Annotated in this window: 30 protein-coding genes and 1 pseudogene; 22 read left to right on the forward strand and 9 right to left on the reverse strand. The window is 68.0% G+C overall.

The features are described 5' to 3' along the window. Nucleotides 1–912: 912 nt before the first annotated feature. Both ACIA03_RS11565 and ACIA03_RS11570 read right to left on the reverse strand, forming a co-directional pair. Complete coding sequence (locus ACIA03_RS11565; protein ID WP_396982411.1) at nucleotides 913–1917, reverse strand: phosphotransferase enzyme family protein; 1005 nt, start codon at nucleotides 1915–1917, stop codon at nucleotides 913–915. After that, on the reverse strand, nucleotides 1814–2554 hold the full coding sequence (locus ACIA03_RS11570) for a TetR/AcrR family transcriptional regulator (RefSeq protein WP_396982413.1): 741 nt from the start codon (nucleotides 2552–2554) through the stop codon (nucleotides 1814–1816). Before ACIA03_RS11570 ends, ACIA03_RS11565 begins: the two co-directional genes overlap by 104 nt. 439 nt (nucleotides 2555–2993) lie before the next feature. Here ACIA03_RS11570 and ACIA03_RS11575 point away from each other — a divergent pair, with 439 nt between their 5' ends. Together ACIA03_RS11575 and ACIA03_RS11580 are read left to right on the forward strand one after the other, a co-directional pair. Then, nucleotides 2994–4118 (forward strand): twin-arginine translocation signal domain-containing protein, encoded by a 1125-nt coding sequence (locus tag ACIA03_RS11575; RefSeq protein ID WP_396982897.1) that lies wholly within the window; start codon nucleotides 2994–2996, stop codon nucleotides 4116–4118. Further along, nucleotides 4115–4993, forward strand: a complete 879-nt coding sequence (locus ACIA03_RS11580; RefSeq protein ID WP_396982415.1) for an aminoglycoside phosphotransferase family protein — start codon at nucleotides 4115–4117, stop codon at nucleotides 4991–4993. The genes ACIA03_RS11575 and ACIA03_RS11580 overlap by 4 nt, the downstream gene beginning before the upstream one ends. Before the next feature lie 354 nt (nucleotides 4994–5347). Here the strand turns inward: ACIA03_RS11580 and ACIA03_RS11585 are convergent, their stop codons facing one another. After that, on the reverse strand, nucleotides 5348–6370 hold the full coding sequence (locus ACIA03_RS11585; RefSeq protein WP_396982417.1) for a 1-aminocyclopropane-1-carboxylate deaminase: 1023 nt from the start codon (nucleotides 6368–6370) through the stop codon (nucleotides 5348–5350). A gap of 18 nt (nucleotides 6371–6388) precedes the next feature. Continuing rightward, entirely contained in the window at nucleotides 6389–7072 is a 684-nt protein-coding gene (locus ACIA03_RS11590; protein ID WP_396982419.1) for a GntR family transcriptional regulator, read from the reverse strand. A gap of 191 nt (nucleotides 7073–7263) precedes the next feature. On the opposite strand from ACIA03_RS11590, the gene ACIA03_RS11595 reads away from it, so the two are divergent. Genes ACIA03_RS11595 through ACIA03_RS11605 form a run of 3 tightly spaced genes read left to right on the forward strand, consistent with a single transcriptional unit; the run spans nucleotide 7264 to nucleotide 8362 of the window. After that, nucleotides 7264–7758 carry an HIT family protein gene (locus tag ACIA03_RS11595; protein WP_396982421.1) on the forward strand — a complete coding sequence of 165 codons (495 nt, stop codon included), beginning with the start codon at nucleotides 7264–7266 and terminating at the stop codon, nucleotides 7756–7758. Between the two features lie 33 nt (nucleotides 7759–7791). Further along, nucleotides 7792–8073, forward strand: a complete 282-nt coding sequence (locus ACIA03_RS11600) for a type II toxin-antitoxin system RelE/ParE family toxin (protein ID WP_396982423.1) — start codon at nucleotides 7792–7794, stop codon at nucleotides 8071–8073. After that, a complete protein-coding gene (locus tag ACIA03_RS11605; RefSeq protein WP_396982425.1) occupies nucleotides 8048–8362 on the forward strand; it encodes a HigA family addiction module antitoxin in 315 nt (104 codons plus the stop codon). The genes ACIA03_RS11600 and ACIA03_RS11605 overlap by 26 nt, the downstream gene beginning before the upstream one ends. Before the next feature lie 135 nt (nucleotides 8363–8497). On the opposite strand, the gene ACIA03_RS11610 is transcribed toward ACIA03_RS11605, so the two are convergent. Both ACIA03_RS11610 and ACIA03_RS11615 read right to left on the reverse strand, forming a co-directional pair. Further along, complete coding sequence (locus tag ACIA03_RS11610) at nucleotides 8498–8812, reverse strand: hypothetical protein (RefSeq protein ID WP_396982427.1); 315 nt, start codon at nucleotides 8810–8812, stop codon at nucleotides 8498–8500. Between the two features lie 110 nt (nucleotides 8813–8922). After that, complete coding sequence (locus ACIA03_RS11615) at nucleotides 8923–11748, reverse strand: helix-turn-helix transcriptional regulator (RefSeq protein ID WP_396982429.1); 2826 nt, start codon at nucleotides 11746–11748, stop codon at nucleotides 8923–8925. A 205-nt stretch (nucleotides 11749–11953) separates the two neighbouring features. Here ACIA03_RS11615 and ACIA03_RS11620 point away from each other — a divergent pair, with 205 nt between their 5' ends. The 10 genes and pseudogenes from ACIA03_RS11620 (at nucleotide 11954) to ACIA03_RS11665 (ending at nucleotide 17035) form a co-directional block, all read left to right on the forward strand. Beyond that, nucleotides 11954–12220, forward strand: a complete 267-nt coding sequence (locus ACIA03_RS11620) for a hypothetical protein (RefSeq protein WP_396982431.1) — start codon at nucleotides 11954–11956, stop codon at nucleotides 12218–12220. A gap of 27 nt (nucleotides 12221–12247) precedes the next feature. Then, nucleotides 12248–12544, forward strand: coding sequence for a putative quinol monooxygenase (locus ACIA03_RS11625; RefSeq protein WP_396982433.1), 297 nt, complete (start codon nucleotides 12248–12250; stop codon nucleotides 12542–12544). 63 nt (nucleotides 12545–12607) lie between these two features. After that, nucleotides 12608–12955 (forward strand): hypothetical protein, encoded by a 348-nt coding sequence (locus ACIA03_RS11630; RefSeq protein WP_396982435.1) that lies wholly within the window; start codon nucleotides 12608–12610, stop codon nucleotides 12953–12955. Between the two features lie 2 nt (nucleotides 12956–12957). Beyond that, nucleotides 12958–13105: pseudogene (locus ACIA03_RS11635) on the forward strand (DUF933 domain-containing protein); the annotation flags it as partial. Between the two features lie 329 nt (nucleotides 13106–13434). After that, nucleotides 13435–14001 (forward strand): hypothetical protein, encoded by a 567-nt coding sequence (locus ACIA03_RS11640; RefSeq protein ID WP_396982437.1) that lies wholly within the window; start codon nucleotides 13435–13437, stop codon nucleotides 13999–14001. After that, nucleotides 13998–14459: a nucleotidyl transferase AbiEii/AbiGii toxin family protein gene (locus tag ACIA03_RS11645; protein ID WP_396982439.1), complete on the forward strand. Its 462-nt coding sequence runs from the start codon at nucleotides 13998–14000 to the stop codon at nucleotides 14457–14459. The genes ACIA03_RS11640 and ACIA03_RS11645 overlap by 4 nt, the downstream gene beginning before the upstream one ends. A gap of 283 nt (nucleotides 14460–14742) precedes the next feature. Beyond that, nucleotides 14743–15237 (forward strand): diadenosine tetraphosphate hydrolase, encoded by a 495-nt coding sequence (locus ACIA03_RS11650; RefSeq protein ID WP_396982441.1) that lies wholly within the window; start codon nucleotides 14743–14745, stop codon nucleotides 15235–15237. A gap of 58 nt (nucleotides 15238–15295) precedes the next feature. After that, entirely contained in the window at nucleotides 15296–15754 is a 459-nt protein-coding gene (locus ACIA03_RS11655; RefSeq protein ID WP_396982443.1) for an SRPBCC family protein, read from the forward strand. Nucleotides 15755–15852: 98 nt separating this feature from the next. Further along, complete coding sequence (locus ACIA03_RS11660; RefSeq protein ID WP_396982445.1) at nucleotides 15853–16338, forward strand: hypothetical protein; 486 nt, start codon at nucleotides 15853–15855, stop codon at nucleotides 16336–16338. Between the two features lie 31 nt (nucleotides 16339–16369). After that, a complete protein-coding gene (locus tag ACIA03_RS11665; RefSeq protein WP_396982447.1) occupies nucleotides 16370–17035 on the forward strand; it encodes a hypothetical protein in 666 nt (221 codons plus the stop codon). Nucleotides 17036–17069: 34 nt separating this feature from the next. Here ACIA03_RS11665 and ACIA03_RS11670 read toward each other — a convergent pair whose 3' ends face one another. Beyond that, nucleotides 17070–17975 carry an SDR family NAD(P)-dependent oxidoreductase gene (locus ACIA03_RS11670; RefSeq protein WP_396982449.1) on the reverse strand — a complete coding sequence of 302 codons (906 nt, stop codon included), beginning with the start codon at nucleotides 17973–17975 and terminating at the stop codon, nucleotides 17070–17072. Nucleotides 17976–18073: 98 nt separating this feature from the next. Between ACIA03_RS11670 and ACIA03_RS11675 the strand changes: the two genes are divergently transcribed. After that, nucleotides 18074–18739, forward strand: coding sequence for a TetR family transcriptional regulator (locus tag ACIA03_RS11675; protein ID WP_396982451.1), 666 nt, complete (start codon nucleotides 18074–18076; stop codon nucleotides 18737–18739). Here ACIA03_RS11675 and ACIA03_RS11680 read toward each other — a convergent pair whose 3' ends face one another. Then, nucleotides 18740–18964, reverse strand: a complete 225-nt coding sequence (locus ACIA03_RS11680; RefSeq protein WP_396982453.1) for a rhodanese-like domain-containing protein — start codon at nucleotides 18962–18964, stop codon at nucleotides 18740–18742. It lies immediately after the preceding gene. Between the two features lie 133 nt (nucleotides 18965–19097). Here ACIA03_RS11680 and ACIA03_RS11685 point away from each other — a divergent pair, with 133 nt between their 5' ends. Further along, nucleotides 19098–20996, forward strand: a complete 1899-nt coding sequence (locus tag ACIA03_RS11685; protein ID WP_396982455.1) for an LVIVD repeat-containing protein — start codon at nucleotides 19098–19100, stop codon at nucleotides 20994–20996. A gap of 63 nt (nucleotides 20997–21059) precedes the next feature. Here the strand turns inward: ACIA03_RS11685 and ACIA03_RS11690 are convergent, their stop codons facing one another. Further along, entirely contained in the window at nucleotides 21060–21731 is a 672-nt protein-coding gene (locus ACIA03_RS11690) for an ArsR/SmtB family transcription factor (RefSeq protein ID WP_396982457.1), read from the reverse strand. Between the two features lie 114 nt (nucleotides 21732–21845). Between ACIA03_RS11690 and ACIA03_RS11695 the strand changes: the two genes are divergently transcribed. Genes ACIA03_RS11695 through ACIA03_RS11715 form a run of 5 tightly spaced genes read left to right on the forward strand, consistent with a single transcriptional unit; the run spans nucleotide 21846 to nucleotide 25894 of the window. After that, the gene (locus ACIA03_RS11695; RefSeq protein WP_396982459.1) at nucleotides 21846–22613 is read left to right on the forward strand and encodes a methyltransferase domain-containing protein; all 768 of its coding nucleotides are present in this window, start codon (nucleotides 21846–21848) and stop codon (nucleotides 22611–22613) included. Next, nucleotides 22610–23953, forward strand: a complete 1344-nt coding sequence (locus tag ACIA03_RS11700; protein ID WP_396982461.1) for a rhodanese-like domain-containing protein — start codon at nucleotides 22610–22612, stop codon at nucleotides 23951–23953. Before ACIA03_RS11695 ends, ACIA03_RS11700 begins: the two co-directional genes overlap by 4 nt. Further along, nucleotides 23950–25230, forward strand: a complete 1281-nt coding sequence (locus tag ACIA03_RS11705) for an MFS transporter (protein WP_396982463.1) — start codon at nucleotides 23950–23952, stop codon at nucleotides 25228–25230. The genes ACIA03_RS11700 and ACIA03_RS11705 overlap by 4 nt, the downstream gene beginning before the upstream one ends. A 12-nt stretch (nucleotides 25231–25242) precedes the next feature. Next, nucleotides 25243–25506, forward strand: a complete 264-nt coding sequence (locus ACIA03_RS11710) for a branched-chain amino acid transporter permease (RefSeq protein ID WP_396982465.1) — start codon at nucleotides 25243–25245, stop codon at nucleotides 25504–25506. A gap of 58 nt (nucleotides 25507–25564) precedes the next feature. Beyond that, nucleotides 25565–25894, forward strand: a complete 330-nt coding sequence (locus tag ACIA03_RS11715; RefSeq protein WP_396982467.1) for a nuclear transport factor 2 family protein — start codon at nucleotides 25565–25567, stop codon at nucleotides 25892–25894. Nucleotides 25895–25897: the final 3 nt, after the last annotated feature.

The following is a 25897-nucleotide window of genomic DNA, read 5'->3' on the forward strand; positions in this document are numbered from 1 at the left end:
TCTCATGCTTGCCTTAAGGTCCCGCAGAAGCGCCTGCTCACCGAGTCGAAGCGCCTCGCCAGGATTCGCGTATACCTTGGCCACTTTGGCGTATGACCAGCCAATCCAAAGCACCGTCAGAGCGACAACCGCTACCTCGACGACTGCCGCTTCTGGACGTCTAAGAAGCAGGGTTGCAAGTCCTACCTGGACAGCTCCGCATATCGAGAATGCGAGGATGGGTCGAAACTGGCTCACTTGAAAGAGGACCTGCCGAACACTTCGAGAAGTAACCACGGGTTCCGATGTGAGTTGCATAAGGACAGCGAGACCGGCGAACGCAATGGAAGCAAACCCAGCCAGAACCTGCCACGCCGTACCGATGACGGTTGGTGCGTCGCCGATCTTGAATAATGTGACGTTCGGGGCCGCCGCCGTGATCGCGCTGGCGCTCCACGCAATGGCGAACGCGATAAACTGCGCTGCACTGCTCCAGGCGAAGGGCCGTCGATCCCAGGAGAGATGGATCGCTTCTATCATACGCCGGACACGTCCAACCTCCGACGCACTCTGCTGTACTTCCCAACGAACTTCCTCAAGAACCCATGGTGAATGAGACCATGAGAATCCCTCCGACTCGGACACAGTGCCATTCAACCAGTGCTTCTCGCTCGGTGGCAGCAAATCGGCGTCTCGTGCAATGCAGCTCCTTGCGAGGCACTGTGTTTCGCTCACGCACCGAGATGGTGTCACCATCACCGCGCGTCGAGTCCGTGAGTGGCGTCCGACAGCTCCCGCGTACTCAAGCCAAGGCTGCGTCAATCTGCGCGGAGTGACGTGTTCGGAGGCGTTGAGTGGCTGGGCCCGCAACCCTCACTCCGTGCGAGCGGTGACGTCGGGCCCGGGCCCGCTGCACAACGATTGCCTGCTCACTTAGAAGGCCGCCCAATGCCAGGGGCGGGGGACCTCGCCTTGCAGACAGGCGAGGCGGTGGGACAGCTCATCGGCTGCGGTCGGATCGTGTGCTGCCTTGTCGGCAACGAATGCCGTCCAGCGCAGTTCTTGTAGGTCTGCGAGCGTACGAAACCATTGGGCTTGGCGTACGTCGTAGCCGCCGTAGGCGGAGACGAAGGCCGCGTAGTCGTTGCTGCTGATCCGGGCGAAGTCTTCGTGGTCGACGGCGAGTGGGATCAAGTCCCAGGCAAGGTGTCCGATCGAGACGTGGTCGAAGTCGAGAAGGATCGGTGAGCCGCCGTCCGGTACGACCAGGTTTCCTTGCCAGGCATCGCCGTGCACGACGTGTCGGGACTGGAGGTCCTCGGCGGCTGCCAGGTCCTTGGCCAACCTGGTGAGTTGATCTCGAAGCCAGCGGCGGTCAGTGCTGGCGAGGGCCGTTGCTGAGTCGATGCGCGCGACGATGTAGCCGACGATGTCGAGGGACGGTAGATCAAGAACGGTCGGGACCGCCACGGTGTGGAGCTTGCGAAGTACGGCGCCCAGTTCTGCCGGTGTTGCGTGGCGGTGGGCTGCGATGGGCGTCCACCAGGTCACGGGTCTCCCGTCGATGGTGACCAGTTCCACGCCATCGATCGGGAGGTTTGTTGCGATGTCGTTGGCAGACAACCAAGAAGCGATTCGCATCTGGCGGGAGGCGTTCTCGGCGGTGTCGGGACGACCGACGCGGGCCACAGTTTCGGCGTTCGGGAGCAGGTAGATGGCATTCGAGCCGTGCCTCAGGAGCCGGGCACCATCCGCATCCAAGCCCGCTTGCAGGGCAGCGCTCTGCAGGAGGTCGAGGGTTTCGGCGTTACTCATCGACGTCAATGTCAGCAGATCAATCCGTGATCTCGTTGCTACCTTCTCGACTCGTCGCGAAATCGACCAGCCTCTCTTGCGCGACCGACCGTGCGACGAGGAGGTCTTCCGCGCCGACGCCACATAGCCGGAGGCAAGATGACGCGATCGAGCGGGCTGTCGAGGTGGTGATGGCGCGTCCCCTGGCGCGGATCCTGATCACACCCTCGACGAGTTGCAGGACCAGTTCACCGAGGTCCTCGGGGTCGAGGTCGTCTGTTCCCGACTCGGTCGCAACGGTGTGGGCCAGGTCGCGATAGGCGTTGAGCAGGTCGTTCCGGCTGGCGACGTACGCCTCAGCGGCGGGGGAGGACACGATGTCGGGTACGCCGGCGAGGAGCCCGATGTTGTGGGGTGCGGTCGCGAGGGTGTCGATGTCGACCAGTGCCAGGAGGTAGAGCGCTGTCGGGCGCGGATCCTCGGCGGTAAGCGCCAGAGTCTGGTCGACCTGGTCGAGCGTGGGCCGGAGGGTGCGTTCCAGGAGGGCGGCGAGGATCTCGTCCTTTCCGGCGAAGTGATAGTAGAGAGATGCCTGCCGGATGCCGACCTTCTCGGCGATCTCGCGGGTCGAGGTGGCTGCGAATCCGCGGGTGACGAAGAGCCGCCCAGCCGCGTCCAGGACCTGGTCGCGCGGGCTCAAGGTCGACGAGACGGCGGAGTGTCGTGGCCGTCCGACCCCGCGCCGTCCTGAGGCTCCGGAGACAGGGATGGCGAACGACATGGACGAGCCCTTCGGTAGACGGTGTGCTGTTGGTGGTCCCAGCCGAGTGGCGCGTTCGGTTGGACCACACGGCCGGGACCTACGGCTACTCTGGTGAGGCACAGGCCGTCCGGGCAGGGCACTCAGCAGTCTGCCGGGAGGGCATTCTGCGTAGCGCGGTCCGGCAATCTGGCGGTCAAGAGGACTCGGGATGACAGAGGGCAACACCCAGTTGCGGGCTCGTCGTGAGGCGACGAGGTCCCCGACGCGCGCCGGGATGCCCATGTCCCGGGCGGAGCTCGCCGACGCGGTCAACGCCTACGTCTGGGAGACGACGGGTAAGAGGTCGTGCCTCGACGCCGAGACGATCGGACGTTACGAGCGCGGGGTCATCCGATGGCCGCGCGCTGACTACCGTGAGGGTCTTCGTGCGGTGCTCGGTGCCGCGTCGGACGCCGAGATGGGCTTTCACCCGACTCCTCGCGGTCGGGCATCGATTCCGAAGGCATCGATAGGGTCAGCATCGCGCGCCGAGGGACACACGAACCCGGAGGAGGTCGACTCTGTGGACCGACGAGACTTCCTGCGTACGCTCGCGGTCACCGGCATCGGAGTGGGGCTCGGGGAGTCGCTGGATCTGCTCTCCCTCGAGTTCGACGATCGCTCGCCTACGGCGATCAGCGAAGCCGACATCGCACACCTCCAGTCCGTCGCGGCCTTTCTGATGTCGTGGTCGCACGTGCACGGCGGCCAGAACATGGCGCCAACGGTTTCAGCAGAGGTGTCTCGCGCCGCTGACCTGCTCAAGGTGCCCTGCCCGCCGCGATTGCAGTCGAGCCTGTTTGCGGCCGTGGCTCAACTGGGTGTGTCCGGAGGACACATCCTCTTCGATGCCCATGACCACCGTCTGTCCGAGAAGATCCTCGCGTTCGCCACCGCTTGTGCTGAGGAGGCCGATGACTGGCACCTGCGAGCCAAGGCGCTCTCGATGCGCGCCCGTCAGGCGGTCTGGGTCGGCGACGCTGATGCCGGCCTGACGCTCGCCCAGCTCGGCCTCGTCCGCAACGACAGGCTCACCGCCACCGAGACAGCGATGCTTCATACCGCGACGGCGCGCGCTCATGGGCGGCTGGGGAACATCGATGACACGGTTCGCGCTGTGGGCGCAGCAGACGACTCCTACGCGCACGTCGATCGCTCGAATGATGTGCCGTGGATGGCCTACTACGACGACGCCCAGCACAACGGAGACACCGGGCACGCGCTGTTCGAGCTGGCGATCCACGGGCTACGCGCCGAGGAAGCGACCCGACGACTTGCCGGTGCCGTAGGCGGCCACACCGATGCGTACATCCGCTCGCGGTCGTTCTCCGGGTTCAAGCTGGCGACTCTCACGATGCACTTGGGCGAGTCGGAGAAGGCAGTCGCGATCGCCAATGCGGCCATACGCGATGCGGAGGGCATCCGCTCACCGCGGTTGCGCCGCACCGCGCTCGAGATCCAGCCTCTCGCGGCCGCCCACCAAAGCGATGACCAAGTCGACGCCATGCTCGAAGCCGTCGCGAAGGTGAGCTCGGCCGCGTGAATCCAGGCCCAAACCCTCACCTCGTCCAAGCAGCTCATCAGGTCGGCCTCGATTCCACCGAGGCAACAGTCATCCGCGCGGGGGAGAACCAGATCTACCGCCTGCCCGGGCAGGTCATCGTCCGAATAGCACCACCGGGCCAGGAGAAAGCGGCTAGGCGCGAGATCTTCCTTGCGCGCTGGATGAACAACAACGGCGTACGTGCCGTCGAACCCCTCGACATCCCGCAACCGGTCATCACCGACGGCGGACCCGTGACCTTCTGGCACGAGTTCGGTCCTCACGAGCACGGAACGCCCCGCCAGATCGCCAGCGCCATCAAGAAGCTTCACGCCCTGCCCATCCCCGATGAACTCGTCCACGACCAGATCGCTCCCTTCGTACGTCTCCAAGAACGCATCGACGCCGCGACGTGGCTGGCCGAGGACGATGCCGCCTGGCTCACCGACCGCCTCCGCGACCTGGAGACCCAGTGGGGCCAACGACCGGCCGGCATGCCCGAGTCGGTCGTTCACGGTGATGCCTGGGCTGGCAACGTCGTCGACGTCGAAGGCGTCGGAATCACCATGCTCGACCTGGAACGCTGCTCGGTCGGGCCGCCGGAGTGGGACCTCACCTCGGTCGCCTGCCGATTCACCAGCTACAGCACCCTGAGCGAATCGGACTATGCGGCGTACTGCGACGAATACGGCTTCGACGTCACCACCTGGGACGGCTTCCCGCTGTTGAGAGACATCCGCGAACTGCGGGTGACCTGCTACGCGGCTTACGTCGCAACGGCGAAGCCCGAAGGACGTCACCTTGCCCAGCAGCGAGTCGATTGCCTTCGAGGCAAGCGCGGATTGCGTCCATGGCACTGGCCGCCAATCATCTAGGGCTTCGGAATCACCGAGAACCTGGCGGGGTCGACTGCTATGCCGCCCCGTGATGAGTGGCCTGCTGAGGTTGTTCGAGCGTGGAACTTGGTGGAGTTCCGCTTCAACGTCTGAAACGACACCGTCTCCGCAGGTCACAGCGCTGTCTCCTCCCCGTGGGGCGCGGAGGGGGCACAAGGACCAGGCGCTGTCGATCGCACGACGGGTCCGGTCCTCGGAGTCGGGCATCAGGTGGCCGTACGTCGACAGCACCAGTGATGCATTGTGCTGCCCCAGTCGCTCAGCCACCGGTCTCGGTGACCTCAGCGCCACCAGGGCGAAGTCCTCATGAGGTGGGGGCTTCGCCCCTGTGCGTCATTCGAAGGCCGCGCTGTAGGCGTTGAGCGCCGGTTGCCCACCGAGGTGCGCGTACAGCACGGTCGAGTCCCGACCGATCTCGCGCGAGGCGACCAGGTCGATGAGCCCGGCCATCGACTTCCCCTCGTAGACGGGGTCGACGATCATGCCCTCGAGCCGGCCGCACAGCCGGATCGCCTCGATGGTCGAAGCGACGGGAATCCCGTAGTGTTCCCCGGCCCAGCCCTCGAGGACCGTGATTTCGTCGTCGCGCAGGTCTCGGTTCAGGCCGATGAGCTCCGCGGTGTGACGGGCGATGCGCGCCACCTGGTCGCTGGTCTGGTCGAGGGTGGCCGAGGCGTCGATGCCGAGCACCCGGCGTGGCCGGCCCCCGGCGGTCTCCTCGAGGGCGGCGCAGCCGGCGATCATCCCTGCGTGGGTCGAGCCGGTCACGGTGCAGACGATGATGGTGTCGAAGAAGACCCCGAGGTCCTTCTCCTGTTCGGCGACCTCGTAGGCCCAGTTGGCGAAGCCGAGGCCGCCCAGGTGGTGCTCGGACGCGCCGGCCGGGATGCCGTACGGTTTGCCGCCCTCCTTCTCGACATCGGCGATCGCGTCCTCCCACGAGGTGCGGATGCCGATGTCGAAACCGGACGGGTCCAGGCGTACGTCGGCGCCCATGATCCGCGACAGGAGGATGTTGCCGACCTTGTCGCTGACCGGGTCGTCCCAGTCGACCCACTTCTCCTGGACCAGGCGGCACTTGAGCCCGAGCTTCGCGGCGACCGCGGCCACCTGGCGGGTGTGGTTGGACTGCACGCCGCCGATCGACACCAGCGTGTCGGCGCCCTGGGCGAGTACGTCGGGGACGATGTACTCCAGCTTGCGGACCTTGTTTCCGCCGAAGGCCAGGCCGCTGTTGCAGTCCTCCCGCTTGGCCCAGACCTGGGCTCCGCCGAGGTGGTGGGTGAGGCGGTCGAGCGGGTGGATCGGGCTAGGCCCGAACGTGAGCGGGTAGCGCTCGAAATCGTGAATCGACATCTGCGTCTCCTTGGAGAGTCATGTCGTGGACTCGGGAGCCTCGATGAGGCTCCCGATCAGGGGCTTCAGGGTTTCCCAGGTCGCGTGCGAGACGGCCGCTGCTCCCTCCACGTCGCCGGCCTCGCAGAGGTCGACCAGCGTGTTGTGCAGGCTCACCGAGTCTCTCCCGGCCAGGGAAGAGAAGCGCAGACGCTCGAGCCGGCGCAGCACGGGGGTGTACTGCTCCAGCACGGACTCGAGCGCCGTGTTAGCGGCGGCGCGGACCGGGATGCCGTGGAACTCGTCGTCCGCGGCGATCGCCGCGCCGGCGTCGCCGCGTCGCAAGGCGGCGGCGAACCGCTTGTTGGCCGAGCGCATCGCGGCCAGGTCCTCGGCCGTCAACTGAGGCACGGCCTGCTCGACGGCGAGCCGGTGCATCACCGCGACCACGGACTGGGCGTCGTGGATGGCGCGGGCGTCCAGGGTCGACACGGTCGTCGAGCGGCCGGGCGACGACTGCACCAGACCGGCCTGCCCGAGCTTGAGGAGGGCCTCACGGACCGGGGTGCGACTGACCCCCAGCCACGCGGCCAGGTCCTGGTCGCGCAACCGCTCCCCGGGCTCCAGCGTTCCGTCGACGATCGCATCGCGCAGGCGGGTGTACACGTCGTCGCGGAGGAGCGACCGCGGGAGTGATGGAGCGGTGTACGCCGGGATCGGCATGCAATATATTGCACATCGCAACTCGCCTCATGTCAAGCTCTTCCCAGTCCTCCGCGAGGTACTCGCCCGGTGCCAGCAGAGCGCTAGTATCCGGTGGTGCTATCGGACCCCCAGATCCTGCCGGAAAGCGGCTCGGTATCGGCACAACCGCACTTGTGGGTCGATGCGATCCAGCCGATCCGGGCCGTGTCGTGACCGACTGGCGTGCCGAGCGCGTCCAGAGCGCGATCGACGGGCGTAACCCGACCGTCGTGGCCGAGCTGGACGCGGCGTACGCAGTCATCGGTGATGTCCAGTTCCTGCCCGGTTACAGCCTGGCGCTCACGAAGGTGCCTGGGGCCGATCGGCTGTCCGATCTGCCACGGCGAGAGCGGCTCGGTTATCTGGCTGACGTCGATCTGCTCGCGACCGCGGTCGAGACCGTCTGCAAGCGGTTCGACTCCGCGTATCGGAGGGTCAACGTCGAGATCTTGGGCAATACCGACGCGTTCCTGCACTGTCATATCTGGCCGCGGTACGAGTGGGAGCCGGAACACATCATCGGCAAACCGGTGTGGCTGTATCCGGCCGAGCGGTGGCGTGATCCGGCGGCGGTCCTCGGCCCGGCGCACGACAACCTGCGGATGGCGCTCAGTGAAGAGGTTGCTCGGCTCCGCGACTCGGTCGAGTTCCGGTTTAACGTCTAGCGTTATTAACGCCTTGCGTTATACACTGGTGGTGTGATCAGGTCGTTCGGGGACAAGAACACGGAACGGTTGTGGAACCGTGAGCGTGTTCCCTCGTACGACCAACGGATCTTGCAGGTGGCTCTTCGGAAGCTCCGGCAGGTCGGGTCGGCGACGACCCTCGATGACCTGCGGGTGCCCCCAGGTAATCGGCTGGAGGCGCTGAAGGGCGACCGCCAAGGCCAGCACAGCATCCGTGTGAACGACCAGTGGCGAATCTGCTTCATATGGAAGGACGGAGGTGCGGAGGATGTCGAACTCGTCGACTACCAGTGACAAGATCCCGCCGATCCATCCCGGTGAGGTTCTCATGGCGGACTTCATCGAGGGCTTCGGGATCACCCAGAACAAGCTGGCAGTGTCGATCGGTGTGCCGCCACGTCGGATCAACGAGATCGTCCATGGCAAGCGTTCGATCACGGCTGATACGGCGCTTCGGCTCGGCCGCTACTTCGGCACATCGGCGGAGTTCTGGCTCAACCTACAGGCGCACTATGACCTCGATCTCGCGGCGGACCGTGCGGCCGAGCAGATCGCCGCGATCACGCCCCTGAAGGTCGCGTGACGCTAGCGGGCCGCCGAGAAGGTCTCAGGAAACGTCAGCACCGCTCCCGATGCCCGCAGGCGCGGACATGAAGGGGCCGCGTTCGATGCGGTGATGGGGTGGTCGAAAGGTCGTCCCATCGCCGGGACCGGCTGATCATCCCGCCGGCTGCGCCGCGGCGAGGAGGTCGGCGATCACCTCGCTGAAGTTCGCCATCGCGGCCTTGGGCTCGAGCACCGGCAGGATCTCGACGTCCATGTACGGGGTGAACGGGTTCTCGGCGAGGATGCGGTTCAGCTCGGTCGTGTCGTCGAAGTCAGCGAGCACCAGGCCGCCGCCGGCGACGAAGAACTCCAGAACCTCGAAGCGCTTCGAGTGCGTCTCGACCCACTGTCCCAACGCTCCCATGAGCATCGGGCCGACCTCGACAGGTGCAGCGTTCCTGGGACGATAGATGATTGCGACTCGCATGACGTGTCCTTTCCTCGTTCGCGGGTCATCGCGCGCCCCGGGAGACGAGTATCGGGTCATACTCCTTCGCATCGATACGTCGATCGTGCTCGCAACCGACGACGAAGTCATCACTCGGTTGAGTGATGCACCGCGGCCGCGAGCTCGACCCGGTTCGACACGCCGAGCTTGGCGAACACGTGCCGGAGGTGGGTGTTCACGGTGTGCGGCGAGATGTACATGCGCCGGCCGACGGAGCCGTTCGTGAGCCCTTCGGCAACGAGCTGTGACACCGTCCGCTCCGTCGCGGTGAGACTCTCCCAGCCTTCCGTGGGCCGGCGCCTGGAGCCGCGCGTGCCGGGATGCGCGCCGACGGATCGCAGCGCGGCCCTGACCCGGCCGGCCCAGGCGTTGGCGCCGGCCTGCTCGTAGCGATCCAACGCTTCGTGCAGCAGCGCCGCCGCTTCGTCGCGCCGGCCATGCTGCGCAAGCAGCCGCGCCGCGTCCTCGCACGCACCGGCGTGCTCCACCAGGAGAGGCGCCCGGCGGGCGAGTCCCACCGCCTCGATCAGCGGTTCCACATCCCCGTCGACCAATCCCCGGCAGCGCAAGGCCAGGCTGCGCACCGTGGGCACCTCCGGTGCCAGCTCGACCCCGGCCGCCACGCTGTCGGCCACCTCGGCGGCGACGTCGCCGTGCCCCAGCGCCAGGGCCAGACGTACGAGGTCCGGGGCTAGGCAGCGGTGGTAGAAGCGGCTCTCCCGGGCCGCGTCGACGCGCCAGCACCGCAGCAACAGGTCGTACGCAGCCTGCCGGTCGTCCTCGGCCGCCTTCAGCCCGGCGGCCGCGAACGTCAGGACTCCCGCGTTGTAGCTCAGCTGCTCACCCTCCAGCGAACCGGCGAATCCGTCGGCCAGCTGGCGCGCGGTGCGGAGATCTCCGGTGGCCGTCGCGATGATGGTGCGGTAGGCGAGCGACTGTGACACCAGGAGCTGGTTGCCCTTCTCCTGCGCGGCCTGGCCGCCGGCGATCAGGCCGGGCACCGCGTCGTCCCACTCGCCGATCGCGAAGGAGGCCTGGGCGTCGGCCAACAGCGTTTCCGACAGCCACCACGCGGAGCCGAACTCGTCGTCAAGGGCTGCCCGGAAAGCGGCCCGGGCCTCCCCGACGAGGTCACAGTCGAACAGCGCCAGGCCGAGGAAGAACTTCGGCTGCAGAGGCAGTGACCTCGTGTCGGGCGACCCCGCTGCGAGAGTGGCCGCGCGGCGAGCATGTCTCAGCGCCTCGTCGAATCGGCCTTGCCGACCCACCGCCACCAGCATCGCCGTCAGCGCCCACACCGACATCGCCGTGTCGCGTGCTCGCTCGGCGATGTCGAGCGCTCGGGCCGCGGCTGCCTCGCCCGCTCGGGGGTTCCCGGTGAAGGTGAGAGCCCAGCTCTGCTGGGCCAGCATCAGTGCCTGTTCGGCCGGCCGGAGCCGGTCGGGATCGCCGAGGCTGGCCTCGACCACGGCGGTGAGCTCCGCGGCACGGTTCTGCAGGGCGAGCGCGCCGACCAGTGCGACCCGCAACGGGGTGTCCACCTCGGTGGCGTGCCGTCGGGCCAGCACGGCTTCGGCGCGGGCCGATGCCTCGGCCACGCTCCCGGCGCGCAGCAACGCCTGCACGACCTCCGTCGACACGACGTCAGCGTCGCGGTGACCACCCGGCAACAGCGCCTCGGCGCGCCGGGCGAGCTCCAGGGTGACCAGGGGCGCCTGCCCCGACGCCTCACGGGCGGCCTCCCGCAGCCACTCGACGGCCTGCTCGTCGCCCCGCTCGGCGCCGAGCATCAGATGGTCGGCCACGTCCAGCCGGTCGGCGCCGGCGGCCATCAGCGCAACCGCGGCCTCGCGATGCAGCAGGCGGCGAGCCGGCGCCGGCACATGCTGGTAGACCGCGTCGTGCACGAGCTGGTGCCGGAACACGACGCGCTCGTCGACCTCCTCGAGCAGCTGGGCGTCGAACGCCTCACCCAGCTGCTCGGCGACATCGACCGGCGTACGGCGGGCAACAGCGGCCACGTCGCGGAGCGACACCGTGTCGCCGAGCACGGCCGTGACCTGCAGCAGGTCCAGTGCCGGCCTGGACAGATCCCGCAGGCGGCGGACCACGAGCTCGCCCAGCGAGGTCGGCAGCTCCGAGCTCGTCACATCGATGCCGTCGGATGTACGGCGCAGCACCCCTTCGTCGACCAGGGAACGCAGTATCGCGGTGGCCCAGAGCGGGTTCCCTCCGGCCTTGGCCAGCATGGCGATCAGGCCGGGACCAGGAGTCGCCCCGAGCAGGTATGAGGCCAGGGCAGAGACGTCGTCGGACTCGAGCGGTTCCAGGCGCAGGGTCTGCCCGCCACCGGCCGCCAGGTCGTCGAGCAGCCGGATCACCTCCCCCGGGAGCGGCGACGGCCGGGTGGCCACCACGGTCAGCAGAGGAGCGAGCGACAGCCGGCGTACGACCGACAGGATCGTCAACAGGCTCGCGGTGTCCGCCCAGTGGATGTCCTCGGCGATCAGCAGCACCGGGTGCTCGGCGCACGCGGTCTCCACGAGCTCGACGATGTCGTCGACGACGCGGTACTGGATGTCGCCGACAGGCTCCGATGTGCTGGCGCCCTGGCCGGCCAGCAGCCCGCCGATCCTGGCGCTGCGGGGGTCGGGTGATCGTGCACTCAGACCCAACGCAGCAGCCACCACGCCGAACGGACGCGTTCTCTCAAAGGGATGAGCCCGGCCGTAGAACACAGTCATGCCACGGGAACGCGCATCGTCGACAATGCTCTGGACGAGTCGGGTCTTACCGATGCCGGCTTCACCCTCGATCGCCAGCACCGCCGGCCGTCCTTCGCTCAGCCGCCCGACCGCAGCGGAAGTCAGAGCGAGCTCGGCATCCCGCCCCACCAGTCCGTCCGCAGACGCCATCACGACTCCGCCACGCGAAAAGTCTGCGCCTCGCCATCGCCATAGTCCAGCGTGGTACGCGCGTAGGAACCCTCTCGACCTCGCACGATCGAGTGATGTCTCCGCTGCCGGTCGAGAGCACGATCGAAGGTGCAATCACGTGACCGTCGACCTGCCCACGTGGCCCTCGGCGGGATCACGACCCTACTCGCGCAAAGGACGAACAATGCCACGAATCGTCATCACGCACGACGTCGCCGAACTCGAGCGCTGGCTCAAGGGCAAGGACGAGCGGGCGGCGGCCATCGGAGCGTTCGGCACGGACGTCACCGACCACCTCGCCGCGGACGGCAGCAACCGTGTCGCCGTGAGCGCCACCATCAACGACCTGGACGTTTTCCAAGAGCTGCTCGACTCGCCTCCTCCGGAGGTTGCCGCCCTGATGGAAGCACACGGCGTACTACCGCCCCTGACCGTCTACGTCGAGAGCTGACCCTCATTGGTCACCAGGAGGAACTCCATGGCAGTCAAGGTGATCGTCGAGCTGAGAGCCCAGCCCGGTCGGCGCGATGAGCTCAAGAGCGTGATTCACACGCTGCTCGCCGACCTCGGCCCCGCCCTCAAAGACAAGGGCTCCCTGGGTAGCAGCCTCTACGAGATGGTCGACGACCCCGACACACTGGTGGAGATCGCCGACTGGGAGACAGCCGACGCGCGGAACGCCGTCATGGGCGACCCCGCTACCGCCCAGGCGATGGCGCCAGTGCTCGCGCTGTTGGCCGGGCCCTTCAAGGCGACGGTCCTCGACCTCGTCTGACTTCGGTGGCTGTCCGCACGCTACCGATGAGCTAGTCCGCAAGACCATCTAGGAAGGACTGACATGCCCAGTGTGGGATTTGCCGTCCCGGTGCTCCCCGGCAAGACCGACGTCGACCGCGACGCCATGGGTTCCTGCTGGAAAGGAGAGCGCCGAGCGGCGTACGAGGACGCCCGTCGACGTGCGGGCGTGACGAAGGAAGCCGTGTGGATCCAGGCCACGCCGATGGGCGACATGGCCGTGATCTACCTCGAGGCGGACGACCTCGAAGCGGCATTCGGCACCATCGGAGGGTCCGGTGAGCCGTTCGACCAGTGGTTCCGTGACCACGTTCAGGACGTGCACGGCGTCTCGTTGGCCGACGGTATGCCGATCCCCGAACTCATCCTCGACTTCGACAGCGAGGTGTGAACCGCCCCGAGGCCGCCGGTGCCATCACACCGACTTCCAAAGCGCTTCATCAAGGCCGAGATCAACTCCTGCGACGACCTCATCGCCGCCGGCTCCGTCGCCGAGGCCCGTGACCTCGGCAAGGTCCGCATGGAGGGCAAGGACCTCATTAGGTCTTCGTGCCGAACACGAGGCCCTGCTCTCGCAGCCTTTGGTCGTCAGACCAAGGGCTTTTGCGTATCAGTTGTCAGTCGAGATGGACGCGGCGTACGCCGTCATCTGACCTCTGCGGGCAGGTCGAGGTGGACAGTTGCCGGGCCAGGGTCGCTGCGCTGCCTGCGATCGAGGATGTTGGAGCAACGGAACGCATGGTCGGTGGACGTGCTTTCCATTCCTGACGCCTGACGCCCTTCGGCACAGTCGCGATCTGAAATAGTTACAGGTATGCTCTATCTGTTACTAAATCCGTCCACGAGGGGGAGGGCATGAGAACCGGTCCGATGCCTGACCTGTTGGGCTACCAAGACCTTCCAGGCGCAGGTCTCACGCGCCGGCAGTTGGAGCGAATGGTTGAGGCGGGTGAGTACGAGCGGATCGCGCCAGGCCGGTTTCTGCGTGTCGGCGCGACGGACGACACCACAGCGGCGTGGATGGCGATCGCGTCCAAGCGCCCGCAAGCGACGCTCAGTCTGCTTACGGCGCTGTCGATCCATGACCTGACGGACGAGATTCCGACGCGCAGCGAGATTGCGATCCCTCGGGGAACGAAGCCGGTCACCGTCTGGACCGCGCCGATCGCGTGGCATCACTTCGATACCAGTACCTTCGATATCGGTCGCACCGAATACGCGCTGCCTGGAGGGAAGACGATCGGGCTGTACTCCCCCGAGCGCACGATCATCGACCTGTTTCGGCTCCGCCATGACTGGGGCAGCGACCTCGCCGTCGGCGCACTCAAGCGCTGGCTCCGGGGGCCGGGCAACAGCCCGTCGAAGCTTCTTGCACTGGCCACGCGGTTCCCGAAAGGAAAGCCGGCACTGCAGAACGCATTGGAGATCTTGCTATGACACCGAAGCTGCAACACGGAACGCCGGCCGGCGACGCGACCTTGGCGATCCAAAGGCTCGCTCGTGAGACCGGAGCAGACGTCCAAGAGTTGCAGACGCTGTACGTGCTCGAAGCCCTCCTCGCTCGCATCGCCGCGTCAGAACACCGGAGTGACTTCGTCCTCAAAGGCGGCGTGCTGCTGGCCGCATTCGCCGCGCGACGCCCCACCAAGGACATCGACCTGCAAGCCACTGGGTTCTCGAACGACGCCGAGGAGGTCGCCGAACGCGTCCGTGCGATCGTAGTCATCGACCTGCCAGACGGTGTGGAGTTCGATGTCGACAGCATCACTGCATCCGCGATTCGGGACGGCGCCCTCGACGAGTACGCGGGCGTGCGCGTCCGCCTCGTCGGACGCCTTGGTCGGTCCAGGCTCACGGTCGGGGGACGTCCTTCTCGCGGTTGCCGACTTTGCTGACCCTGTCATCCGCGGAGAAGCATCAGGCAGGTGGCGCTCGACCGAACAGAGGTGGTGACGACACGACGCGCCCAGGTCGGAGTTGTATGACTGGTTCACCGAGGTGCAAGGACACGGAACGGTTCTGGAATCGTGAACGCCGCCAAGGTCAGCACAGCAAGTGCTTCGGTACGTCGCTGGAGTTCTGGATGAACCTGCAGGCGCATTACGACCTGCGTGTCGAACGCCGGAATTACCTTGCGATCGATGGGATCGATGCGATCCAGCCGATCCAGGCGGCTTCGTGATCGACTGGCGCGAGGATCGCGTACAGAGCGCCATCGCTGGCAGGACCCCGACCGTCCTGGCCGAGTTGGAGGCGGCGTACGCCGTCATCGGTGATGTTCAGTTCCTGCCGGTTTATAGCCTGGCGCTCACGACGGTGCCTGGGGCCGATCGGCTGTCAGATCTGCCACGACCAGAGCGGCTCGGCTACCTGGCCGACGTCGATCTGCTCGCGACCGCGGTCGAGACCGTCTGCAAGCGGTTCGACTCCGCGTATCGGAGGGTCAACGTCGAGATCGTGGGCAAAACTGACGCGTTCCTGCACTGTCATATCTGGCCGCGGTACGAGTGGGAGTCGGAACACATCATCGGCAAACCGGTGTGGCTGTATCCGGCCGAGCGGTGGCGTGATCCGGCGGCGGTCCTCGGCCCGGCGCACGACAACATGCGGATGGCGCTCACCGAAGAGGTTGCTCGGCTCCGTAGCTCGGTGGATTACCGCTTCAACGTCTGAGCAGACGGGTCATCCTTGATCGCCTGGGTGGCGTGTCGTGGAAACCTACGATCATCGTGTGCCACGAATCCAGCTCACCACCGAGATCTCGGCGACGCCGGAGCGGTGCTTTGAACTGAGCCTCTCCGTGGACGCCCACCGGTCTTCCATGTCCGACTCCGGTGAGCGCGCGGTCGCCGGGGTGACCTCGGGCGTGATGCGCCTCGGGGATTCGGTGACCTGGAAGGCCCGCCACTTCGGGCTTCCGATCACGATGACCTCGGTGATCAGCGAGTACGACGCCCCACACCGATTCGTCGACGCGCAGCGATCGGGGCCGTTCAGGAGATGGTGGCACGAGCATCGATTCGAGCCGACCGCCGGCGGCACGTTGATGACGGATGTCGTGGAGTTCGAATCGCCCGCCGGGGCGGTCGGGCGGTTGGTGAACGTCCTCGTGCTGACGCGGTACATGACGACGCTGTTGGAGCGGCGGAACGCATGGCTGGCGGATGCTCTCTCCCGTGCTGAGGTCTGACGCCCGGGGCACTCACAAGGCTTACCGAGTTCGCTGTCGACGGCCGGCGAACCGCGGCTAGGATCGGCCGAGGTCCCAGCTGACGGAGTGGAGCTGCGATGGATGCCCAGAGCGACGCGATGTGGATCGCGGCGTTGGCGCTGTGGTACGTGCCGACGATCGTCGCACTGGTTCTGATCGTCCGCAGTATCTCTGTTCGGGGACGCATGACCGGGCTGGACGTCCTGGATATCGTGATGGTCCTGGTCTTCTGCTGGGCCGGTGCCCTGGTCTACTTCCTCATCGCGTTCCTGCGTCGCCGCGAGGAGGCCCGGGCCGTGGCCGCCGTGTCGCCCTCGATCGTGGAGAGCGAGGCGACCTTGAACCGGGTCGAGGAGGCATACGCGCGCGCCTGGGCCGAAGCGCGTACGGCGGCCGACGACGACCTGATCGGCGCGCTCCACCAGGCAGGACTCGGGCCGAGCTGGACCGTGCCGGGCGGGCCGCGGGCGGACCTGCTGCTCGCCATCTGGCGGGCGGGCGCCACCCCGCGGTCCGCCTCGAGACAGCTTCGCGAAGCACTCGGCGCACGGTCTGGTGCTTGACCCTGGTGCGGACCAGGAGAATTCTGGAGAGATGACTAGCCGTTCGGTCGATGACTCGCATTCGCTGCTGACGCTCGGCCGGGTGGACTCGGTGCGGGTCCAGGTCGGCTATCGGGCCAGCCCGGACGACCAGGTGGATCGGCACTACCTGCTCGACCTGGCGGTTCCGGAGCCGGACGGCGGGGGAGGCGAGGGTGTCCTCGACGAGCGGGGGGTCCTCGCCGCACTGGAACCGGTCCTGTACGCCGGGGCCGACGCGCGGCGGCACTACTCGCTGCACCAGCACCGATGGCACACCAGCTGGGGCGCCAGTCCGGGCGCCCTCGAGATCGGGCTGCTGGTGACCCTCGGGCCCCGGACCACGGCGGTCTCGGAGGCGTCGTTCGACGGTGTGACCCGCGCCTTTCGCGACGTGATGGAGGTCGTCGGCCGGCCGGAGCGGACGCCGATCTCGCGGGAGTCGGCGGTCCAGCGTGCCCGGCGCGAGGCCGCGACGGCGTACGCCCTGGACCCGGACGTCCTGTCGCTCCGCGCGGAGGAGCACCATCCGGCCGACAGCTCCTGGACGCTCACCCTGCGCTCCACCGCGGGGGATGAGTACGACGTGGTGGTCGGCTTCGTCGAGGGGTACGCCGGGTCGGTGTCGGTGCGGCACGCTCACCGGATCGAGGCGTCCGACTCCATCGGCCCCGAGTGACCCGGAGCCCATAGGTCGCCCGATCGCCGGCGGCTCAGTCGTCGAGCGGGAAGCGTACGCCGGTGAGCTCCTCGGACACGGTCCACAGCCGCTGCTGGGTCGTCAGGTCGTAGGACGCGGGGCTGGAGGTGACCAGCTTCGGGTAGCCACGGGCCTCGCCCAGACCGCTGGGTCCGTAGTACTGGCCGCCGATGACGGCGGGGTCGGTGGCGGCGCGGAGCGTGGGCAGGGCGCCCATCGCGGGCGTCTGGGCGAGCAGCGGTGCGAGCCAGCCGAAGACCACCCGAATCGCGCTGGGGCTGTTGCGGGCGAGCTCGGTGTTGGAACCACCGGGGTGGGCGGCCACCGCGATGGTGGTGCCATGCGAGGTCAGCCGGCGCTGGAGCTCGTAGGTGAACATCAGGTTGGCGAGCTTGGCCTGACCGTACGCGGCGACGCGGCTGTAGGACCGCTCCCACTGCAGGTCGTCGAAGTGGATGTCGGCGCGGATGCGGTGGCCGATGCTGCTGACCGTGACGACCCGGGAACCGGGGACGGGGAGGAGCTGGTCCAGCAGCAGGCCGGTGAAGGCGAAGTGGCCGAGGTGGTTGGTGCCGAACTGCATCTCGAAGCCGTCGGCGGTGGTCTGCTTCGGCGTGTACATCACGCCGGCGTTGTTGATCAGCAGGTCGATCCTCGGGTGGCTGGCGCGCAGGTCGGCCGCCGCGGATCGGATCGACTCCAGGGAGGCCAGGTCGAGGACCTGGACGGAGACGTCGCCGTCGATGCGGGCCGCTGCCTGCTTGCCCTTCTCCACGTCGCGTACGGCCATGACCACCTGCGCCCCGTGCTCGGCGAGCATCCGGGCGGTCTCGAAGCCGAGGCCGGTGTTGGCGCCGGTCACGACCGCCACCCGGCTGTGCTGGTCGGGGATCTGCTGCTCGGTCCAGGTCTCACTCATGTCCACTCCTAAGGAACCATCGGTCTGTTATGCCTTCAACGTAAGAGACCGATGGTCTGATGTCAAGGGACCGGCGGTCTTTAAGCTAGTCTGGAGCGGTGACATTCCAACGGGCGCGAAGCGACGAGCAGCGTGAGATCCGCCGCCGGGCGATCCTGGAGACGGCGGCGGCGATGCTCGACGAGATGCCGGTGGCCGAACTGAGCCTCAACGAGCTCAGCCGACGGGTGGGTCTGGCCAAGTCGAATGTCCTGCGTTACTTCGAGTCGCGCGAGGCGGTGCTGCTCGAGCTGCTGGACGACTTCCTGGGCACGTGGCTCGAGGACCTGGCGGAGGAGCTGGCTGACGGCATCGAGGCGAGCGCCTCGGCTGAGGTGCGGGCCGGCCAGCTGGCCGAGGTGCTCAGCCGTTCGTTGGGGGAGAGGCCGGTGCTCTGCGACCTCGTCGGCGCGCAGGGCGGCGTCCTCGAGCACAACGTCTCGGTCGAGGTCGTCAAGCGTCACAAGCGCTCGTCCCATGCGAAGCTGGAGACGATGGTCGAGCTCGTGCGCCATCACCTGCCCGAGATCGGCGACGGCGCCGAGACGTTCTGTCTGATCGGCATGATCTCGGCGGGCGCCCTGGCGGCGTACGACCCGCCACCGCCCAGCCTCGTGGCCGCCTATGCGGACGAGCCCGACCTCGGCGTTCTCCACCTGGACCTGCGTGAGACCCTGCGGACCGCCTGCACCGCAGCCCTCATGGGTGTGCTGCCGCGCGCCTGATCACTTCCGGAGCGCCGCGATCGGAAGGCGGTACGCGGCCCACTCGGGATAGCCGTCCTCGAGCCTGACGGCCTCGCGCCCCGCGGCCTGGAGAGTCCGGACGACGTCGTCGGCGTAGACGCAGTAGGGGCCGCGGCAGTAGGCGACCACGGCGGTGCCGTCGGGCAGCTCGGCCAGGCGGCTGCGGAGCTCGGTGGTCGGGATCGAGATCGCGCCGGCGCCCAAGGGTCGGTTCGGGCCATTTTGCCGGCAAAAATGCCCAAATATCGGTGCTGACGGAGGCCACGGATGAGTGGCATGCTCAGAAGTTGAGCACCCTCGGGGCAGCGCGCTCGATCGGCATCGAGAGGAGCCTGACATGAGCCGACTGGGTCGTTCTTCGTTGGCGTTGGTGGCGGCGGCATTGCTGCTGTGGGGAGCTGGGCCGCTCAGCGCACATCCGGGTCAGCACGGCCCCACGGATGGGCACCTGTTGGGGTCCGGTGAGTTCGGCAGTATCGACCTGCTGTCGGTCGAACGCCTCACGAGCACGCCTGAACTGGTCGCGGACGTCGCCGTCAGTCCGGACGGCCAGTGGGCGTATCTCGCGAACTGGGGCGAACCGGACTGCGCGGGACCCGAAGTGGGTGGCCAGACGTCGCCCGACGCCGGAGTGTGGGTGGTCGACATCAGTGACCTCGAGGACCCGAAGCAGGTCGGCTTCATCCCCTCCAGCCAGGACACCCGGCCCGGGGAGGGCATGCAGGTGGTCACCATCACCACGCCGAGGTTCAGCGGCGACGTCCTCGTCATGAACAACGAGCACTGTGGCAAGAACGGCAAGGGCGGCATCTCCCTGTACGACGTGACCAACCCGCGCAAGCCGGTCAAGCTTTCGGAGCACTTCGGCGATCGCGCCAACCTCTCGCTGGGTGACACGAACGACATCCACAGCGCCTTCGCCTGGGATGCAGGAGCCAAGGCCTACGCGGTGATGGTCGACAACTTCGAGACGACCGATGTCGACATCCTTGACATCACCAACCCGAAGCGCCCGCGGCTGATCCGCGAGCTAGACCTGGACACGATGTTCCCCGGGATCACCCAGGTGCAGCTCGGGCTCGTCCAGATCTTCCTGCACGACATCGTCGTGAAGCAGATCGACGGCCACTGGGTGATGCTGCTCTCCTACTGGGATGGCGGCTACGTCCAGCTCAACGTCGACGATCCGGCCAATCCCACCCTGATCGGTGACACCGACTTCACCAACCCCGACCCCGAGCTGCTGGAGTCGACCGGCGAGGCACGCGTGCCGGAGGGCAACGGACACCAGGCGGAGTTCACCGCGGACAACCAGTACTTCATCGGCACCGACGAGGACTTCGCGCCCTACGGTGCGACCGACTTCTCGATCACCAGTGGCACGTTCGCGGGCGGCTACCCGTCGGTGCCGGTGCCTGGCTCCGCGCCGACCGTCATCCTCCCCGACGAGACCCTCAACGGCCCCGTCGTGTACGGCGGCTACGGCTGCCCGGCCTCGGCGCCGATCCCGTCGCCGAGCTCCATCCCGGGCTACGAGGCCTCGCTCGTGGCGGGTGAGGAGAAGATCGTGGTGCTGCAGCGCGGACCGACGGGTGACCCGAGCGCGACCGAAGGTGCCTGCTTCCCCGGTGAGAAGGCGCACGAGGCCGTGCTCGCCGGCTGGGATGCGGTGGTCTTCGTCCAGCGCCACGGTGGCACCGAGAACCCGCCGTTCTGCGGATCCGGCGCGTTCGTGGACCAGGTCGTGGGTGTGTGCACCAACCACGAGGCGTACCACAAGATGTTCAACACCCCGCCGTTCGCGCCGCCGTGGACCTACCCCGACGGGCCGCCGATCGGCACCGTCGGCGAGCGGATCCGGGCGACCGCCGCGTTCGACGGTTGGGGCTACGTCCACCTGTTCAGCAACACCGTCGTGAACGGCAAGTTCGCCGAGCTCGACACCTACGCGATCGACGAGGGCCACGACCTGGCGTACGCGGTCGGGTTCGGCGACCTGACGGTGCACGAGGTGGCGACCCACCCGCAGGCCGCGGAGAAGTCGTACCTGTCCTACTACTCGGGTGGGCTTCGGGCCCTGGAGATTCAGGGCACCGAGCTGGTCGAGGTCGGTGGCTACCTCGACGAGAACGGCAACAACTTCTGGGGCGTCGAGGTGTTCGTGCGTGACGGCCGGACGATCATCCTGGGAAGCGACCGCGACAGCGGCCTGTGGATCTTCGAGGACGTTGGCTAGGGGTGAGGATTCTCGCTCTGGATCCTGACCCCTGAGGGTCGGTGCCGGAGCCGGCAACCACCATCAGTGGCGGGTGGAAGCGGCGATGGGGAGGCGGGAGGCGGCCCACTCGGGGTAGCCGTCTTCGAGCCTGAGGGCCTCGCGGCCCTCGGCCCGGAGGGTGCGGACGGCGTCGTCGGCGTAGACGCAGTAGGGGCCGCGGCAGTAGGCGACGACGGCGGTGCCGTCTGGCAGCTCGGCCAGGCGGCTGCGGAGCTCGGTGGTCGGGATCGAGATCGCGCCACGGATATGGCCGGCGTCGTACTCGGGACGCGGACGTACATCGAGGACGACGACATCGCCCGCGCGAAGGCGCTTTCGCAGGTCGTCGCGGGTGATGGTGCTGAGCTCGTCGCGGTTGCCGAGGTAGGCGCCGGCGACGCGGTCGAGCTCCTCGACGTGCTGGGCGGCGGTCTCGCGCAGCGTCTGCCACAGCGTGAGGACCGTGGGGCCGGCGAGGGCGTAGAAGATCCGGTTCCCGTCGCGGCGAGTGGTCACGAGCCCGGAGCGCAGCAGGCGCTGCAGGTGCTGGGAGGTGTTGGCGACCGACTGGCCGATCTCGGCGGCCAGATCCTCGACCGGGCGCTCGCCTTGCGCCAGGACGTCGACGAGCTCGGCGCGGCGCCCGTTGGCGAGCGCCTTGGCCGCCTCGGCGAGCGTGTCGTAGAGCGCGTCCTTGGCCTTGCGGTCGCCCATGCTCGCCTCCTGGTCGATGTGCGCCAGACAAGTATTCAAGACTTTTCTTGACAAGCCAAGGGTGTCAGGAGTTCTCTGGTATTCAAGGGAATTCTTGAACGGGAGGTGGTCGGCATGACCGTCGACACCCACGAGCTGGAGACCAAGGTCCAGCAGATGTATCGGGAGGTCGCGCTGCACCCCGACGCGGGCTTCCACTTCGAGCTCGGACGAGCGCTGGCCGAGTCGGTCGGCTACGACCCGGCTCGCTTGGATCTCGTGCCCGCCGAGGCGGTCGAGTCCTTCGCCGGCGTCGGCCACTTCTTCGACCTCGCCGCTCCACAACCGGGTGAGACCCTCCTCGACCTCGGCAGCGGGTCCGGCATGGACGTCTTCTACGCCGCCACCCTGGTCGGCGCGACCGGACACGTGATCGGCGTCGACTTCACGCCCGAGCAGCTGGCCAAGGCACGCCGCCTCGGCGGCCCCGCCGGCGCGACCGTCGAGTTCCGGGAGGGACGTCTCGATCGTCTCCCGGTCGAGGACGCCACGGCAGACTGCGTGATCTCCAACGGTGTGATCAACCTCTGCCCCGACAAGGCCGTGGTCTTCGCCGAGGCCGCCCGCGTGCTCCGCCCGGGCGGACGGCTGGCGCTCGCCGACATCGTGACCGACGTACCGCTCGCGGAAGGCATCGTGTGCAACGCCGACCTCTGGGCGGCCTGCATCGGTGGTGCCGCCCAGGTCGACGACTACGTCGCCGCGATCGAGAAAGCCGGCCTCGTCGTCGAGCTGATGCGCCGCAACCGCTACGCCTTCCTGTCGGCAGGCGCCCAGGGTGCGGCGACGACGTACGGCGTCAAGAGCGTCTCCCTGCTGGCTCGCAAACCGGCGTGGTCATGACCCCTGACCTGGTGACCGCCGTGCCCGACCGCGGGCTCGGCAACAACGCCTACCTGGTCGACCTCGGTGACGGCGCCGCCCTCGCCGTCGACGCCAGCCGTGACCTCCGTACGCTGCGAGCCGAGGCCGCGCGGCGCGGGCTGCGGATCACCCACGCCGCCGACACCCACCTGCATGCCGACTTCCTCTCCGGGGCCGTCCAGCTCGCCGCCAACGAGGGCGCCGAGGTGCTCGCATCGCGGGCCGGCGGACGCGCGTTCGCGCACACCGCGCTCGAGGACGAGCAGGAGGTCGCCTTGAACGGCGGGTTGGTCCTGCGGGCGCTCGCCACGCCGGGACACACCGACGAGCACCTGTCCTTCGCCCTCCTCGACGGCGACCGGACGCTCGGGGTGTTCAGCGGCGGCTCGCTCATCGTCGGATCGGCCGCCCGTGTCGACCTGGTCGACCCCGCGCGCACCGAGAGCCTGGCGCGGGCGCAGTTCCGTTCCGTACGTCGTCTCGCCTCCCTCGGCGACGACGTGATGCTCTGGCCCACCCACGGCGGCGGCTCGTTCTGCTCGGCCGCGGCCACGGGCACCTCGACCAGCACCGTCGGGAGGGAACGGGCCAGCAACCCCTTGCTCGACCTCGACGAGGACGGGTTCGTGCACGCGCTGCTCGACTCGCACGGCACCTACCCGACGTACTTCCGGCGCCTCGGCGAGCACAACCGCCGCGGGCCGGACGTCCTCGGTGGACGGCCGGCCCTCGAGGCGCTTCCTCCGCGGGTGGTCGCCGGCCTCCAGGCCGACGGAGCGGTGCTCGTCGACGTACGCCCGATCGCGGCCTTCGCGGCCGCGCATCCCAGGGATGCTCTGTCGATTCCCCTGCGCGGCGCCTTCGCCAGCTGGCTGGGCTGGCTCGCACCGCACGACCGGCCGATCGTCGTGCTGCGGGACGAGGACCAGGACCCCGACGAGATCCTCTGGCAGGCGCTGAAGATCGGCTACGAGAACCTCGCCGGTGAGGTCTCCGGCGGACTCGCGGCGTGGGTGGCTGCCGGGCTTCCCATCGCCACGCTCGCGATGACCGACGGTGCCCGCGCGAGCGAGAAGCGTGTGCTCGACGTCCGTCAGGAACGCGAGTACGCCGCCGGACATGTGGCCGGAGCCCTGCACCTCGAGCTCGGGGCAGTCGAAGCGGCGGCCGCCACGCTCGCGGACGTGCCCACCCTGGTGATGTGCGGTCACGGCGAGCGGGCGATGAGCGCGGCCAGCATCCTGCAGCGGCACGGCTTGACCCGGATCACCGTCCTGGACGGTGGTCCCGACTCGGTCGTGACGGAGACTGCCGAGTGACCAGCGATGTGGGCACGTCACCACGGCTCGGACTGCGCGCCAACCTGGCCCAGTTCTCCCTGCTGGTCGTCGTCAACGCGCTTGTCGGCGGCATGCTCGGCCAGGAACGTACGGTCCTCCCGCTGCTGGCCGAGGACGTCTTCGGGCTCGCCTCCTACACGGCCGCGCTGACCTACATCCTCGCGTTCGGCCTGGCCAAGGCGGCCACCAACTACCTGGCGGGCATCTGGTCGGAGCGGCACGGCCGCAAGCCGGTCCTCGTCGCGGGGTGGCTGGTCGCGTTACCCGTGCCGCTCCTGCTCATCTGGGCGCCGAGCTGGTGGATCGTGGTCGTGGCCAACGTGCTCCTCGGCATCAGCCAAGGGCTCACCTGGTCGACCACCGTGATCATGAAGATCGACCTCGTCGGCCCTCGCCGACGGGGCCTCGCCCTGGGGATCAACGAGTCCGCCGGATACCTCGCGGTCGCGGCGACCGCCCTGCTGACCGGCTGGATCGCCGCCGAGGCGGGGCTTCGCCCCGAGCCGTTCCTGGTCGGCATCGCATACGCCGCCCTCGGGCTCGGACTCTCGACGCTGCTGGTGCGCGAGACCCGTGGGCACGCCGACCACGAGTCCGCTCAGACGGACGGCCCGGTCAGCCGGACGAGCGACCGCGAGGTGTTCGTCCGTACGTCGCTGCGCGACCCCGCCCTGTCCTCGGCCAGCCAGGCGGGACTGGTCAACAACCTCAACGACGGCCTCGCCTGGGGTCTGTTCGCGGTCCTGTTCGCCTCGGCCGGCCTCAGCATCGGTCATGTCGGTCTCCTCGTCGCGGCCTACCCGGCGGTGTGGGGCATCGGCCAGCTCGCCACCGGCGCCCTCTCGGACCGCTGGGGTCGCAAGCCGCTGATCGTCGGAGGAATGCTGCTCCAGGCCGTCGCGCTCGGGCTGGTCGCGGCGGTCGGGTCGGCGGCGTGGTGGCTGCTCGCGGCGGTGCTGCTCGGCCTCGGCACGGCCATGGTCTACCCGACCCTGCTGGCGGTCATCGGCGATGTCGCGCATCCCTCGTGGCGCGCGCGAGCGGTGGGGGTCTACCGGCTCTGGCGGGATCTCGGGTTCGCGGTCGGAGCGCTGATGGCCGGAGCCCTGGCCGACCTGTGGGGTGTACGAGGCGCGATCTGGGCCGTCGCTGCGGTCACGGCCGCGTCGGGGCTGGTGGTTGTGCTGCGGATGCCGGAGACGCACCGGTCCGCCGGCCCCGGCGTCCACGTGGGTGGTCCAGCGGCTCAGGGCTGACGGCTGCGGGACATGCTGCTCGTCGCGATGCTGGCACCGTTGCGGCACAGCGCGCTGATGGCCCACATCGGTGAGCGGATGCCCGTCGGGATGATGGTCATCCTCGCCGTCTACACCCTCCGCGACACCGACCCGGTCGGCCTCGCGTCCGCCGGCCCCGCCGTCCTGGCTCTCGCGCTCACCATCGGCCTGCACCTGTGGCGGGGCAGCATGACGCTGAGCATCTTCGCCGGCACCGCCGCGTACGTCCTGGTCACCTCGGTCGTCGCGGCCTGAGCCGAGGCTCGGAACGTACGCTTCCTGGTGTCCGAGATGTCCGTGGAGGAGTGCACACATGACAGAGCAGACGATCCCTGAGCCGGTCGCGGCGTTCATCGAGGCCGTCAACCGGCACGACGAGCCCGCGGTGCTCGATGCGTTCACCGAGAGCGGGGCGGTCGACGACTGGGGCCGCATCTTCACCGGTCGTGAGCAGATCAAGGGGTGGAGCGACAACGAGTTCATCGGCGCCAAGGGCACCCTCGCCGTCGAGGAGGTCGAGGCCACCGGCCGCACGGTGACCGTCATCGGCGACTGGCGCTCCAACCACGCCAACGGCCGCTCGAAGTTCGTCTTCGACGTCGACGGCGACCATCTCACCAGGATGACCATTCGCGAAGGCTGAGAC

The sequence above is a fragment of the Nocardioides sp. NPDC051685 genome (genome assembly GCF_044453405.1).
Taxonomy (GTDB): domain Bacteria; phylum Actinomycetota; class Actinomycetes; order Propionibacteriales; family Nocardioidaceae; genus Nocardioides.

What these genes read in the sequence shown, in the direction of transcription:
- ACIA03_RS11575 (WP_396982897.1), top strand. Translation starts at nt 2,994, where the DNA reads ATGGGCTTTCACCCGACTCCTCGCGGTCGGGCATCGATTCCGAAGGCA.
- ACIA03_RS11690 (WP_396982457.1), bottom strand. Translation starts at nt 21,731, where the DNA reads ATGGGCGACCGCAAGGCCAAGGACGCGCTCTACGACACGCTCGCCGAG.
- ACIA03_RS11615 (WP_396982429.1), bottom strand. Translation starts at nt 11,748, where the DNA reads ATGGCGTCTGCGGACGGACTGGTGGGGCGGGATGCCGAGCTCGCTCTG.
- ACIA03_RS11645 (WP_396982439.1), top strand. Translation starts at nt 13,998, where the DNA reads ATGACACCGAAGCTGCAACACGGAACGCCGGCCGGCGACGCGACCTTG.
- ACIA03_RS11585 (WP_396982417.1), bottom strand. Translation starts at nt 6,370, where the DNA reads ATGTCGATTCACGATTTCGAGCGCTACCCGCTCACGTTCGGGCCTAGC.
- ACIA03_RS11710 (WP_396982465.1), top strand. Translation starts at nt 25,243, where the DNA reads ATGCTGCTCGTCGCGATGCTGGCACCGTTGCGGCACAGCGCGCTGATG.
- ACIA03_RS11640 (WP_396982437.1), top strand. Translation starts at nt 13,435, where the DNA reads ATGCCTGACCTGTTGGGCTACCAAGACCTTCCAGGCGCAGGTCTCACG.
- ACIA03_RS11605 (WP_396982425.1), top strand. Translation starts at nt 8,048, where the DNA reads ATGTCGAACTCGTCGACTACCAGTGACAAGATCCCGCCGATCCATCCC.
- ACIA03_RS11590 (WP_396982419.1), bottom strand. Translation starts at nt 7,072, where the DNA reads ATGCCGATCCCGGCGTACACCGCTCCATCACTCCCGCGGTCGCTCCTC.
- ACIA03_RS11625 (WP_396982433.1), top strand. Translation starts at nt 12,248, where the DNA reads ATGGCAGTCAAGGTGATCGTCGAGCTGAGAGCCCAGCCCGGTCGGCGC.
- ACIA03_RS11715 (WP_396982467.1), top strand. Translation starts at nt 25,565, where the DNA reads ATGACAGAGCAGACGATCCCTGAGCCGGTCGCGGCGTTCATCGAGGCC.
- ACIA03_RS11685 (WP_396982455.1), top strand. Translation starts at nt 19,098, where the DNA reads ATGAGCCGACTGGGTCGTTCTTCGTTGGCGTTGGTGGCGGCGGCATTG.
- ACIA03_RS11630 (WP_396982435.1), top strand. Translation starts at nt 12,608, where the DNA reads ATGCCCAGTGTGGGATTTGCCGTCCCGGTGCTCCCCGGCAAGACCGAC.
- ACIA03_RS11670 (WP_396982449.1), bottom strand. Translation starts at nt 17,975, where the DNA reads ATGAGTGAGACCTGGACCGAGCAGCAGATCCCCGACCAGCACAGCCGG.
- ACIA03_RS11695 (WP_396982459.1), top strand. Translation starts at nt 21,846, where the DNA reads ATGACCGTCGACACCCACGAGCTGGAGACCAAGGTCCAGCAGATGTAT.
- ACIA03_RS11610 (WP_396982427.1), bottom strand. Translation starts at nt 8,812, where the DNA reads ATGCGAGTCGCAATCATCTATCGTCCCAGGAACGCTGCACCTGTCGAG.
- ACIA03_RS11700 (WP_396982461.1), top strand. Translation starts at nt 22,610, where the DNA reads ATGACCCCTGACCTGGTGACCGCCGTGCCCGACCGCGGGCTCGGCAAC.
- ACIA03_RS11620 (WP_396982431.1), top strand. Translation starts at nt 11,954, where the DNA reads ATGCCACGAATCGTCATCACGCACGACGTCGCCGAACTCGAGCGCTGG.
- ACIA03_RS11665 (WP_396982447.1), top strand. Translation starts at nt 16,370, where the DNA reads ATGACTAGCCGTTCGGTCGATGACTCGCATTCGCTGCTGACGCTCGGC.
- ACIA03_RS11660 (WP_396982445.1), top strand. Translation starts at nt 15,853, where the DNA reads ATGGATGCCCAGAGCGACGCGATGTGGATCGCGGCGTTGGCGCTGTGG.
- ACIA03_RS11570 (WP_396982413.1), bottom strand. Translation starts at nt 2,554, where the DNA reads ATGTCGTTCGCCATCCCTGTCTCCGGAGCCTCAGGACGGCGCGGGGTC.